Annotated in this window: 9 protein-coding genes and 1 tRNA gene; 5 read left to right on the forward strand and 5 right to left on the reverse strand. The window is 34.0% G+C overall.

Annotated features, from left to right (window positions below; genetic code table 11):
* Window positions 1-25: 25 nt before the first annotated feature.
* Both BJB63x_RS01070 and BJB63x_RS01075 read right to left on the reverse strand, forming a co-directional pair.
* Window positions 26-1,309: a M16 family metallopeptidase gene (locus BJB63x_RS01070; RefSeq protein WP_078718638.1), complete on the reverse strand. Its 1,284-nt coding sequence runs from the start codon at window positions 1,307-1,309 to the stop codon at window positions 26-28.
* 802 nt (window positions 1,310-2,111) lie between these two features.
* Window positions 2,112-2,807, reverse strand: a complete 696-nt coding sequence (locus BJB63x_RS01075) for an HAD family hydrolase (protein WP_078719499.1) — start codon at window positions 2,805-2,807, stop codon at window positions 2,112-2,114.
* Between the two features lie 303 nt (window positions 2,808-3,110).
* Here BJB63x_RS01075 and BJB63x_RS01080 point away from each other — a divergent pair, with 303 nt between their 5' ends.
* On the forward strand, window positions 3,111-4,247 hold the full coding sequence (locus BJB63x_RS01080) for a site-specific DNA-methyltransferase (protein ID WP_078719500.1): 1,137 nt from the start codon (window positions 3,111-3,113) through the stop codon (window positions 4,245-4,247).
* A gap of 65 nt (window positions 4,248-4,312) precedes the next feature.
* On the opposite strand, the gene mutY is transcribed toward BJB63x_RS01080, so the two are convergent.
* Window positions 4,313-5,371, reverse strand: coding sequence for an A/G-specific adenine glycosylase (mutY, locus tag BJB63x_RS01085; protein WP_078718639.1), 1,059 nt, complete (start codon window positions 5,369-5,371; stop codon window positions 4,313-4,315).
* Between the two features lie 207 nt (window positions 5,372-5,578).
* Between mutY and BJB63x_RS01090 the strand changes: the two genes are divergently transcribed.
* From BJB63x_RS01090 to ppdK, 3 genes are all read left to right on the forward strand, one after another.
* Window positions 5,579-6,073, forward strand: a complete 495-nt coding sequence (locus tag BJB63x_RS01090) for a DUF721 domain-containing protein (protein WP_078719683.1) — start codon at window positions 5,579-5,581, stop codon at window positions 6,071-6,073.
* 89 nt (window positions 6,074-6,162) lie between these two features.
* The gene (locus tag BJB63x_RS01095) at window positions 6,163-6,813 is read left to right on the forward strand and encodes a DsbA family protein (protein WP_078718640.1); all 651 of its coding nucleotides are present in this window, start codon (window positions 6,163-6,165) and stop codon (window positions 6,811-6,813) included.
* A gap of 189 nt (window positions 6,814-7,002) precedes the next feature.
* Window positions 7,003-9,675: a pyruvate, phosphate dikinase gene (gene ppdK, locus BJB63x_RS01100; RefSeq protein WP_078718641.1), complete on the forward strand. Its 2,673-nt coding sequence runs from the start codon at window positions 7,003-7,005 to the stop codon at window positions 9,673-9,675.
* Between the two features lie 519 nt (window positions 9,676-10,194).
* On the opposite strand, the gene BJB63x_RS01105 is transcribed toward ppdK, so the two are convergent.
* Window positions 10,195-10,269, reverse strand: a tRNA-Gln gene (locus BJB63x_RS01105).
* Between the two features lie 506 nt (window positions 10,270-10,775).
* A complete protein-coding gene (locus BJB63x_RS01110) occupies window positions 10,776-11,558 on the reverse strand; it encodes a DUF1499 domain-containing protein (RefSeq protein WP_078718642.1) in 783 nt (260 codons plus the stop codon).
* 397 nt (window positions 11,559-11,955) lie between these two features.
* Here BJB63x_RS01110 and BJB63x_RS01115 point away from each other — a divergent pair, with 397 nt between their 5' ends.
* On the forward strand, window positions 11,956-13,392 hold the full coding sequence (locus tag BJB63x_RS01115) for an outer membrane beta-barrel protein (protein ID WP_236823862.1): 1,437 nt from the start codon (window positions 11,956-11,958) through the stop codon (window positions 13,390-13,392).
* The last annotated feature ends 467 nt before the right edge of the window (window positions 13,393-13,859 follow it).

The following is a 13,859-nucleotide window of genomic DNA, read 5'->3' on the forward strand; positions in this document are numbered from 1 at the left end:
AAGTTTTTAAAAATCTTCATCTCTTTTAGAGAAGACAGTGCATATTAGGTGAAAGAGCTGATAATAAATCGTTAAAATTCATGAGTGACCCAATGGGACCAACAGCTGCTAACGTTGGGTTAGAATTGATAAAAAGACGTTTAGCTAGATCAGTTAACTGTTCTAAGGTAATAAGTTCTAAACATTTAGTCATTTCAGAGATTGGAATTGGCCTACCATAAAGGAGTATTTGGCGAGCAATGAGATGTGCTTGACTAGATGGATTTTCTTGTGCCATTATTAGATTGGCACGATACTGAGCTTGTGCTCGTTGAAGTTCATTTGTATCAATATTTTTGCTTATTTTACAGAGCTCATCAAGAATAACAGGCAAAAGTTTTTCTAGTCCTTCTTGTCCTGTAGCGGCATGAAGGCCGAAGAGCCCAGTATCTGAAAATCCCCAATGAAAAGAGTAAATAGAATAGCATAAGCCACGCTTTTCTCTTACTTCTTGGAATAAGCGTGATGACATGCCTCCTCCTAGAATGATTGAAAGAATTTGGGCAGCATAAAAATCATGTGCATGATATGGACGTCCTTCAAAACCAAGTACAACTTGTGTATCCATTAGATCACGATATTCGCGAAAATCACCACCGATATAATTAGCTAGATTGATTAAAGGAGCTGTTGAATGAGAACGAAAGGTGCCAAGGCAACTTTCGACTTGCCGTAGAAAATTTTCGTGTTCTACAGCTCCTGTAGCAACTACAACCATACGATCTGCACTATATTGCTGATTCATAAAATTGTGGAGATCAGCGGATGTGAACGATTGAATTGTTTGTTGTGTTCCCAGAATAGAACGACCAAGAGATTGATGACGAAAGGCTGTTTCAGTAAAATGGTCAAAAACAATATCATCAGGAACATCACAATTAGCGCCAATTTCTTGAAAAATAACTTGTTTTTCACGTTCTAATTCATCTTCGTCAAATTTTGAACATGTCATAATATCGGCTAGAATATCAATAGCAAGAGGAATATCTTCTTTAAGAACGCGCGCAAAATAAGCGGTTGTTTCAATACTTGTGGTAGCATTGATTTCTCCACCGACATCTTCAATATCAGTTGCAATTTTAAATGCTGTACGGTTTTCTGTTCCTTTGAAAGCCATATGTTCAAGTAGGTGGGCAATACCATGTTGTTTAAAGGTTTCGTTACGCGAGCCAACTTTAATCCATATTCCAAGCGCTACACTTTCAATTTGTGGCATTTTATGTGTGGCGATAGTCAAACCATTACTGAGGTGGCTGATATCTACACACATGTATTTATTACTCCGTTTAGTCAACCAAATGCGCGATTATAAAAACATTGGAATATTTCTAATTTAAATAAATGCAGCTAACTATAATAAGGTGCACACGATTTTAATAAATATAGTCTTTTACTACTTTTTTCATCATTAGCAAGATTTGTAAAGTGCTTTCCATAAATCTATAAGATTTTCTAGACATAATGGTAATGGCAAATTAATAGTGCTAGGATTAGAAAATTGGGTAAGGTAATCAGTAAAAAGAATAATCATGGACAATATATGATTTTATTTTGCGAATAGCTTTTGTTGCAATTTCTTTATTTAGATTGGCGAGGTAGTTGCTTTCTTGATAAGTGATGCTATCAATTGTTAGGATATTTTATAGATATGATTTGTTTCGTTGGAGAATGGGGTAAAAATATTTTTGAGTCATTTTATATCAGTTTTTAAATAACTTGTTTTAAGTTTTCGATAGCATTATAAATCCGAATTGATTATAATTATTGTTCTTAAACTAACAGGTATTCAAATTAGAAAAAGGTTAAATTTCTTTAGAAAAGTAATGTTATATTGATTATAAGTGTATTGCGTAAGCGCTACTGATAATCATTAATACAAGGATATTTATTATCATTTGTTGCAGTGATTAATTCTATTATGAAGACTTTATAAGTTTATCTTTTACTTTTTGATGATAGTAGTATACCATTAAACTTTATGAATATGTCCTAATTATTTATGAATAATACTTGAATCTTTCAGTCAAAAATTACTGAGAAAATATGTAAGTTGGTATATGCTGAAGGTATTTTTATTGCGAATCTCTCCATATTTTCATTGCTTCTAGGGTTTCGAGCAAATGGGCGTGTTTTGTAATAACTGTTTCTGCACCAGCTTCTATAAGAGCGTTAGAATGACCAAGATAACTATGGGATCCTCCAGTAAAGCCGATGACACGCATTCCTGCTGTTGCAGCAGCGTATACACCATGAATAGAATCTTCTACGACAATAGTATTTTCCGGTTTTACGCGTAATTCTTGCGCTGCAAAAAGAAAAACATCAGGTGCAGGTTTTTGTTTTTTAGTTCCAACTTCAGGTGCGGAGAATATTTTATTTTCAAAAAGATGATAAAGATTAACAGTTTTAAGCATATCTTTTATATCTGCATTCATTGTATTAGAGCAAATACAATAGGGATAATAGGATTTAATAATTTCTATTGCTTCTTTTATGCCATTAATAACACGTAATTCAGTTTTCATTTGTGCACGAAACAGACGTTCCATTTGATCTATAAAATTAGCAGAAATTGGTTTTTTAATTTCTTGTTCAATTTTTTGAAGAGTATCTTGAAAAACAAGTCCTGAATAGCGCTTACTTAATTCTTTGGGGGATATTTTATATCCTATTTCTTTAAGCAGTTGTGATCCAATTTTTGCTACAAGATATTCGGAGTCTACCAAAACTCCATCACAATCAAAAATAATGAGATCAATTTGTGGCATAAGACATTCCTTATTATAAGGCAGTTCAAGAGTTTTCATAAAATGATATTGGAAGATTTTCGTTTCCAAAATACATTTCGAAAGCTTTTTCTTAGTTAATTTGATAAGATAGATATGTGAACAATATGCTATAAAGGAGTAAAAGAAAAATTTATCAATATGAAATTATTTTTCATGCATTGAATAAAATAAATTTAAGTACCTTAACGATACATTTACTCTATTTTGTGAAGATAATGAACAATTAGATCGATAAATCATTTTGATTATACAGTAATTTTGGTTCGTGTTGTTGAGTGTTTTATGACAATTGTTCAGCTACAAAAAAATCAGGTTTGTACTTCTTTACAGACGCAGTGGCGTAATAAAATTTTCAAAGGAGATTGTGTTGCAGTACTAGAAAAACTTCCTAAACATTCTGTTGATATGATTTTTGCAGATCCTCCTTATAACTTACAGTTAGAGGGTGTATTGTATCGTCCAGATCACTCGCGCGTTAATGCAGTTGATGATGCTTGGGATCAGTTTGAAAGTTTTTCTGCTTATGATGCTTTTACGCGTGCGTGGTTGCTTGCGTGTCGTCGTGTTTTAAAACCTAATGGAACAATTTGGGTTATTGGATCTTACCATAATATTTTTCGAGTTGGCACAGCATTACAGGATTTAGGTTTTTGGATGCTTAATGATATCATTTGGCGCAAAAATAATCCTATGCCGAATTTTCGAGGACGGCGCTTTCAAAATGCTCATGAAACGCTTATTTGGGCTGTCCGAGATCAAAAAGACAAAAAATATACATTTAATTATGATGCTTTAAAAGCTAGCAATGAAGATAAACAAATGCGTTCAGATTGGCTTTTTCCTCTTTGCACAGGTGCTGAACGTTTAAAAGATAAAATAGGACGTAAATTACATCCAACGCAAAAGCCTCAATCTTTACTCGCACGTATTATTATGGCTTCTAGCAAACCTGGCGATGTTATTCTTGATCCATTTTTAGGTTCTGGAACAACAGGTGCTGTTGCAAAACTTTTGGGCCGTGATTTTGTAGGGATTGAACGAGAGCAACATTACATTGATGCAGCCTGTGAGAGAATTGCTGCGATTAAACCCTTAGCTGAATCAGAATTAGAAATTTTAAAAACAAAAAAAACAGAACCACGTGTGGCATTTTCTAATTTGCTTGATGCAGGATTGCTTTATCCTGGAAATGTTCTTTATGATAAGAAGAAGGAAATATCTGCTATTGTGAGAGCTGATGGGACTATTATGTATGGTGGTGAAGCGGGTTCTATTCATATGATAGGAAGAAAGGCTCAAGCTTCACAAAGTTGTAATGGTTGGACATTTTGGTATTATGAAGAAAATGGTCTATTGAAATCAATAGATGATTTAAGAATGATGATACGTTTACAGATGTTGAAAGCCAATGTTATATAGTTTGCATTGATGTCAATTGCGGATAAAATTACTTTAGTGAATTCTTTATTTATACAGGGATGAAGTTATTTAGATTTAAAAGGGAAAGCAATAGCTACAGCAATGGCTTTTTTCATAACAGTAGGGAGTGCTTCTTGGGTAAGATGATGAATGTCACACCACCAACCATTTTCAAGCTTTATTCCATGAATATTATCAGCACAATAGACGTTAAGTTTTAAAGAAAAGTGGGTAAAAATATGTGTAATTTGTCCCTTGAGTTCCCAATTGGCAGAAAAGGGAGCATTTTGCAGACCATTTTCTTCATTTATCCCAATATTATTGGGAATTTGAGTCATGCCATTGAGTAGTTTTGTATGTTGTCGTTTTTCTAAGTAAATTTGTTTATTTTCATTAATGGCTACAAAAGCAGCACCAGTTCTTAAAGGACGTTCTTTTTTAGGAGCTTTGATTGGAAAAACTTCTACTGCCTGCATTTTTGTTGCTTTACACACACTTTGAAGAGGGCAGAGTAAACAAGATGGTTTACGAGGTGTACAAATTGTTGATCCTAAATCCATCATAGCTTGAGCAAAGTCACCAGGACGTTTCACATCAGTGATTTCTTGTGTTTTTTCTTTGATTTCAGGTTTTGCTTTAGGCAATACTGAGGTAATAGCAAATAAGCGCGTTATAACACGTTCGACATTACCATCAACAACAGCTACGGGATAACCAAAGGCAATAGCAGCAATAGCTGCTGCGGTATAGTCTCCAATACCGGGTAAAGTCCGTAATATTTTTACTGACTGTGGAAATTTCCCTCCATGGTTTTTAACAAGCTGAGTAGCGCAATTTTTAAGATTACGTGCACGTGAATAGTAACCAAGACCAGCCCATGCTTTCATGATATCCTCTTGTGATGCTCGCGATAAAGAGAAAAGATCAGGCCAAAGCTTTAAAAATTTTTTAAAGTAAGGTTTAACAGTTTTAACTGTTGTTTGTTGAAGCATGACTTCTGATAACCAAATTTGGTAAGGATCAGGATAAATGCCTGTTATTTGTTTTTGAGGGGACATACGCCACGGTAAATGACGATAATTTTTATCATACCAAGAAAGAAGAAGCGAAGAAATTTCGTACATCGTTGTTTTTAATCATAAAAAAATCTAAAATACAAACAGAGCGTATATTTTACATTCATAATTCGTTAATTGATTATAGAAACTTTAGTTAAGTAAATGCGGTTTCTTTATTTGTATTTATTATTAAGTTTTTAAAATAGTAGTTTTTAATATCGAAAAGAAAACAGTTATGATTTAGTCAATGATTTGATGATGGTTTGGGATGGAATGAGCAAAAAATTACAAAAGTGCCATTTTTATTCTATTTCTGAAATGGTATTCGAAGTACTTGATCCAATTTTACGCAAAAAAACAGGACTTAATATAGCACTTATAAAACATTGGTCACAGATTGTAGGACAAGATATTGGCGAACATACAATGCCAATTAAAATTATTTGGAAGTGTCGAGTAGATCAAAGTGAAATATTTCATCCTGCGACACTTGTGGTTGCGTGTAAAGGGTTTGCTGCGTTAAAATTAATGCATGAAACAGATGAATTGATTCAGAGAATTAATGGTTTTTTTGGGTATATCGCTATTGACCGAATCAAAATTGAGCAAAAACAGATATCGGTTTTCACTGATCGTCCAGAAATCAAACTGTTTCCAGATGAAAAAAAGAGACAGCATTTGGAAAAAATGCTTGAAGGAATTGAAGATGAAAACTTATACCAATCGCTTTACAAACTTGGATATTGCATTTTTGTGGAAAAAAAATAATAAGTGGAAGAAGATATTTTATATTTCTTGCGCTTGATGAAGAGGTATTAAATTTTTATTTTTTAAAGTAGAACAGAAAAGTGTTATTTATGATTAATTATCATTTCATCGTATCTTTTGTAGTAATTTTTATTTGGGGTATAACTGCGCACGCTCATGCAACGACAACTTTAGTAAGTAAAGCTGAGCCAGTAGCAACCGTTGATATGTCTGAACTCCTTAAATCAGGTAAAGTTAAGGATAGAGTTGAAGGTCAAGAAAATGCACCAGTAACCATTATTGAATATGCTTCACTTACATGCACTTTTTGTGCTGATTTTTACAATGTTATACTTCCTCAACTCCGTAAAAAGTATATAAAAACAGGTAAAGTGAAACTTATTTTTCGCGATTTTGCTTACGATCCTCGAGCAACAGCTGGTTTTATGTTAGCAAGATGTGCTCCAGAAGATCGTTATTTTCCTTTGATAGAAGTTTTGTTTCAAAAACAATACGAGTGGGCTAGGGCACAAGATGCTTTAGAACCATTGAAAAAAATTGCCTTTATGGCAGGCTTTACGGATGAAAGTTTTAGTGCTTGCCTGAAAAATCAATCCGTTTTGGACGAAGTAAATGCATCTTTTGAACGTGGAAAAGAACTTGGAGTTACAGCAACACCAACCTTTTTTATTAATGGTAAAAAGTATGAAGGTGCAATGTCGATGGAAGCTTTATTTTCAGCAATTGATAGTTTTCTTTAACAAGATAAATTTTCCTTCGAAAGTGAGAACTAGTAGTTATGTTGATCTTCTTGTTGGAGAGACATGCTTCCATACCTTAAATAAGGCAGTATTTTATTTGGTTTTACTAATTTTTGAAACGAGATATTTTTTCATGATTAGCTTGGTTGAATAATGTTTTTATGCTTACTAATTGAGCGGATTTGTGCGATGACAAAATGGGTTTATAGTTTTGGTAATGGTCAGGCAGAGGGAAGTGCGAGTGAACGTAATCTTCTTGGTGGTAAGGGAGCTAATTTGGCAGAAATGAGCAATCTTGGCCTACCTGTCCCTCCTGGATTTACTCTTACAACAGAAGTTTGTAACTTTTATTATGCTCATGATGGTACATATCCAGAAGATTTGCAGGAAGCTGTTAGACAGGCACTCCAACGTGTTGGAGAACAGACACAACAGGAATTTACTCATAAACAAAGGCCGCTTTTGCTCTCCGTTCGTTCAGGAGCTCGGTCTTCTATGCCAGGAATGATGGACACAGTTCTTAATCTTGGTATGAATGATGAGACCGTAAAAGCAATTGCTATACAAGCCAATAATGAGTGCTTTGCTTATGACAGTTATCGTCGTTTTATCCAAATGTATTCCAATGTTGTTTTGGGAATGGAACATTCGTATTTTGAGGAAATCCTTGATGAAGTAAAAGCATGCAATGGTTACGATGTTGATACAGAAATGACAGCAGCTGATTGGAAAAATGTTATTGTTCTTTATAAGGCATGTATTGAAGAAAAATTGGGAGAATCTTTTCCACAAGATCCTGAAAAGCAATTATGGGGGGCAATTGGAGCAGTTTTTTCAAGTTGGATGACAGCGCGTGCAATTACTTATCGTCGTTTACATAATATTCCTGAAAGTTGGGGAACAGCGGTTAATGTGCAAGCTATGGTGTTCGGTAATATGGGTGAAGATTCAGCAACAGGTGTTGCTTTTACACGTAATCCATCGACAGGAAAAAAAGAGCTCTACGGCGAATTTTTAGTTAATGCACAGGGTGAAGATGTTGTAGCGGGTATTCGTACACCTCAGAATATCACAGAAGTTGCGCGCATCGCTGCTGGTTCAAATAAGCCATCATTAGAAAAAATTATGCCAGAAGCTTTTTCAAAATTGTGTCAGATTGCGCGTAAGCTTGAACAACATTATCGAGATATGCAGGATCTAGAGTTTACAATTGAAAAGGGTAAATTGTGGATGTTGCAGACTCGTTCAGGAAAGCGAACAGCTCGTGCAGCTTTAAAGATGGCGGTCGAGATGGTTGAGGAGGGATTAATAAGTCGTGAAGAAGCGGTAATGCGGATTGAACCAAAATCGCTTGATCAACTTTTGCATCCCATGCTTGATCCCAAAGCAAAGCGATGTGTTATAGCGCGTGGTTTACCTGCTTCTCCAGGAGCTGCAACTGGTGAGATTGTTTTTACCTCTGAAGAAGCAGAAAGAGCTTCAATAGAAGGACGGAAAGTTATTTTAGTGCGTGTAGAAACAAGTCCAGAAGACCTTCACGGTATGCATGCTGCAGAAGGAATTTTAACGACACGTGGTGGGATGACAAGTCATGCTGCTGTTGTAGCTCGTGGTATGGGGAAGCCTTGTGTTTCTGGTGCAAGCAGTTTGCGGATTGATTATAAGACAAACAAAATGATTGCTTCGGGTCAGATCTTTCGAAAAGGCGATATAATTACACTAGATGGTGGAGTAGGGGAAGTTTTTAAGGGAAAAGTTGCAATGTTGCAACCTGAACTTTGTGGAGATTTTGCTCAATTGATGGAATGGGCAGATGGAATGCGGCGCATGAAAATTCGTGCTAATGCTGAAACGGTGATTGATGCCCAAATGGGACGTTCCTTTGGGGCTGAAGGTATTGGTCTTTGTCGTACTGAGCATATGTTCTTTACTGGCGAACGTATTGTTGCTATGCGTGAAATGATTTTAAGTAATGATGAAGAGGGACGTCGCAAGGCACTAAATAAGCTTTTGCCAATGCAGCGGTCAGATTTTACTGAATTATTTGAAATTATGTCCGGTTTACCTGTGACTATCCGTTTTTTAGATCCCCCTTTACATGAGTTTTTGCCAAAAACAGATTCAGAAATTCTTGATGTTGCAATGGCTATGGGAATTTCTTCTGAATTACTTGTAGAACGTGTGCAGCAATTGCATGAATTTAATCCTATGCTTGGATTACGGGGATGCCGTTTAATCATTACTTATCCTGAAATTGCTGAAATGCAAGCGCGAGCAATTTTTGAAGCGGTGGTAGAATCCGCTAAAAAAACGGGATCTCCCGTTATACCTGAGATTATGGTACCACTTGTTGCTCTTAAATCTGAATTGGATTTTGTTAAAGCTCGTATTGATTATGTTGCTGATGAAGTGATGAAGGAAAAGAAGGTCAATATTCAATACATAGTTGGAACAATGATTGAGTTGCCAAGAGCTGCTCTTCGGGCAGATGAAATTGCCGAAACCGCGGAATTTTTTTCTTTTGGAACAAATGATTTGACCCAAACTACTTTTGGTATTTCACGTGATGATGCAGCGCCATTTTTGACAACCTATTTGCAAAAAGGGCTCTTGGAGAAAGATCCTTTTATATCGATTGATCGCAATGGGGTAGGAGAACTTATCACTATTGCTGCACAACGTGGACGTTCTCAGCGTGCAAAAATTAAGCTGGGCATTTGTGGTGAACATGGAGGTGATCCTTATTCTATCGCTTTATGTGAAGAAAATGATCTAGATTATATTTCGTGTTCGCCTTTCCAGATACCGATTGCACGTTTAGCAGCAGCACAATCAGCAATTGCACAAAAAGCTTTTGATTGAGGTAACACAATCTATCATATAGAGTGAAGTTGATATCTCTGTTGTATAAAGTTGTTTTTATTGAGTCTTTTTTGATTTTGCATGCTTTATCGATGTTTTCGGTATTATCTTTCTGAATTTAAAGTAGTGAGTTAATTCTAAGAGTTAACAGATTTTTTTATAAATGATTAATAAAGAATTATAAACTGCACTATTAAAAATCTACTTGAGGCTATTTATTATACAAAAATTAAAAAATTGACCAGAAAAATTTTATTCTAGTTTTTATTGAATTAATAAACTTTTTTCTCTTAAGATAGATACAAAATTGTTCAAATTATTAGTTTTATTGTTATTAGGTACATATTCATTTAAAATGAAAAACATAAAAAAGCTTTTCGATTAATTGTTGCAATCATATTTGAGTAGTATGCGATTATACAATCAAGTAAAAGTTATCAAAAAAATTTAACGAAAATTAGAAATAGACTTAAAAGAATCAAAATCCGACCTTTTGAATATAAAACTATTAGAAAAGCCTGGCTGGGGTACCTGGATTCGAACCAGGGAATGCCGGTACCAAAAACCGGTGCCTTACCGCTTGGCTATACCCCAAAAGACAATATAGTTCTAATATCGGCGCCTTATACCGATTTTTACAACTGTACGCAATACGTGAAAACAGAAGTGTTCATTTTTTCTTCTTATAAAAGCTTATCTCTATATTTCATCATAGGAATACATCACTAACTTAAAAAATTATACTAAAATTAATCTGTTATATATTCAACGTGTTTATCAAATATCTCGTTCTCTCTACAGTATTGCAATTACTCTAGCATTTAAATATCTATCATTTAGTAGTGTAAGATTCATAAATATTTACACCTAATAAGCGTATATAAACCAAAATAATTGTTATTTCTTTAATTATATTTTATTCAGAAGTTGAAATATCACCAAAATCTATAAAACAAATATTTTAGCACATATGATTACAGGAATTATTCAATAATTTAAAATTGCAGAAAATAGCCAAATGATCTATCTTTTTTTATATTGAAGTAGAATAATAAAACTAATTATTTACTGTTCAAATAAAACCATATCTTATTTTCTACTCACTCGCTTGAAGAAAAAGGAATCGAAGCTAATTCTGTATCAAGTGCATTCATAAAAGCGATAATAAAAGCAGCATTTGTACCAAAATCTCTTGGCAAATAACGTGAAGTAGCGCGCATATCAACAAAAGTTGTATCCCCCTCATCTGTTAAGCGAATGACAATATCGGAAACAAAACCCAGGCAAACTGTTTTTGCTATTGTTTCAATATAAAATTCATTATCTTCACTTTTAATACTTTGTTGAGCAAGTACAGGCCAACCATAAGCTGCTAAAACATTAAAAATTGATTTACGGATATGATCAAATGAGCCATCATAACGACGTCCTGACATTTCCGGCCATTTTGATATTTGCACTGCTGCTTGTTTGATCAAATCATTTTTAAGAGGTAAAGAATCGCTAGGACGTAGAGTACGAAAAAAAACTGGTGGTTTCTGCGTATCAGTAGAAACGTCATAAATAGCCGGTAAGGCAAACCACCATCTAATGGATAGTATCAGTGGTGTGGCAGTTATTAACGAATAAATAGTACCTTTAAGTGCTTTCATTCCACCTCGAGTATTGTATGTCCATAAATTGTAAAACGCTTTGATAGCAAGAAAAAGGGATAGAAAAATACAGCAAGTAGAAAGAATTACCAAAACAATAAAGTCGCTTACATGAATCATAGAATAGCGTTGTAAAAGTGTTGAGAATAATAAAATAAGAAATGCCAATCCACTAAAACGGGGAGACCATACTGCTGTCCTTGAGGTAAAGCAAACATATTCCTTTTTCATAAAACGTTTTTTCCCCCACAAAGACTCTAAACAAAACTTCTTCAGATTTTATGTCTAATAATATTTTCTCAATAATATAAGAAATAAATCACTTATTTTTGAAATCAAGAGCACTTTAAGTGATATAAACTCTCAATATCTAAATGGATAATTATTAGTTTTTTCTTTTTCCGAATACAGTCATCTTCTTGATTCGTGAATTATCAGATAAATGAATAATAAAATTCTATAAAAAAGATCAACGACAGTACTTTGAGCTTAATAGGATGTTGATTTTCGATAGAACTATTTAAAGAAAAAATATTATTTATTGTGGTGATGTTATTTTTATTATGGATTTATAATAATAATAATAATAATAACACTCTGTGTTTTATTTAAATTAGAGGCATTGTTAATGATTAAAAAATGTTTGGTTACAGTATCTATTTTTTCGTTCATTTTAGTTTCTAAAGTTCAAGGAGAAAATATTATAACTCATCAAGATTCGAGATCAATTGTTGCACCTATTTATTCTTGGAAAGGTTTTTATCTTGGTGGACAGATTGGAGGCTTTTCTGGTCTAACTACTTTCAATTATCATAAAGATAATACTGAGAAATGGAATTCAATTGATGAAGATTTATTATCTGAGCTTTCTGGATTCACGGGTGGTTTTTACGCGGGATCTAATTTTGATTTCGGTAATGGTTTTATTGTAGGTGTTGATACAGATATTGTTTTTTCTAATAAAAAGGATACAAAAGTTTTTATTAAGAAAAAATTTAAAGATTTAGTACAGCCAACAGGACCAAAAGATTTGCGCGGTACAAAACCTTCATCTCCACCTCCATATAAAGAGATGTTAGTTGTTACACCATCGGGTGAAGAAATAATAAGTAGAAGTGGGCAAGATAAAAATCTTCAGAAATCTACTGATTCTTCACCTTCAACCAAAATGCAAGCATCTCAAAAAAAAGAAAAAAGTGTTTACATTAGTGAAATGGTATTTTCGATCTCTCCCTCACCGTACAGAGAACTAGCCTCCTATAGGAATTCAGTATCGGTCCCCTCTCAGTCTACAAGACAGAAACCAGAAGAGGAAAATAAAGAATTAATTGTGTCAAAATCTAACGATGGAAATAACGAGCTGGTAATAGAGGTGCAGCAACCTTCTGTCCCAGTTGCAATGGTTACAGTAACAACACAAACAATGCCTGTCGTACAATCTTCTGCTAGAACGAAAAGGTCTACAGATGTAACAAATAAGCAGCTAGTAATTGAGACCCCCACTATGGTCCCGAACAGCAAAAGTGTAACTGTTACGAAAAGCGAAAAAGTAATTCCTCCATTACCCCAAAGAAGCAGTACCCACTCTTTATCCTTATCGTCTCCTGCAGTGAGAGGGCCTAGTATGCCTCAGAATGTTCCGATGAATGCTGCGAAAGGTGAAGGTTCAGCAAGACCAATGTCAAGAAAGCATGATCTTGTTGAAACATATACTCATACTTTACAACAGCAATGGAGTGGTGCTACGCGGATACGTTTGGGTTTGGCAGCTGGTCGTTTTATGCCTTATATTGCTGGTGGTATTTCTTATACAAAGGTTCAGGGTACTTTTTCGAAGTTAATTAAGGAAATAGGTAAGAAAAATATTTCTTCGGATTTATTCGATAGTGTAGAGACAATGATTGGTTATACTCTTGGTGGTGGTTTTGATTTTGCAATGACTGATCGTGTTCTAATACGCTCAGAGTATCGTTACTCGGATTTTGGTGGAAAGAAATTCAAAAAAATAAACTCAAAATACTATAAGACTAATGATGTTCGTATCGGTTTAGCATATAAGTTTTAATTTGTTGCAATATAAAATTGCTTAGTAGTTGTACTTTTTTGGATTTTAATTTTTTATCAATTTCTTTCTGAAAAAAAACTTTTTAAAGTAATTGGGGAGGGGGGAGAGAGCAGTTTTGGATGAATATAAGGATGACTTTTGCAGAGCGAAATCAGATAATTCTGTTATAAGATTATTGTTTGATACTATATTATATTTTTAAATTAACTATGTGCAATTATATAAAATTTGCTATTTTAAATTGAGCACTGATATGAGTATTTTAGGTTAATGATGATCTTATAATTTTCGTAAATTTAAGAAATGAAATTTTTGTATCCCAGTTATTGTAGAAAGATACAAGAATGATTTTAAAAATATAATTTTTTATTTAAATTCCAACATATTATGAAAAGTGTATCTATATTTTGATGTATAGAAATATGAGTTTCTTGAATAAGGAAAGAAGATAGAAAATTTGAGAATTT

This window comes from Bartonella sp. JB63, assembly GCF_002022665.1.
GTDB lineage: Bacteria > Pseudomonadota > Alphaproteobacteria > Rhizobiales > Rhizobiaceae > Bartonella.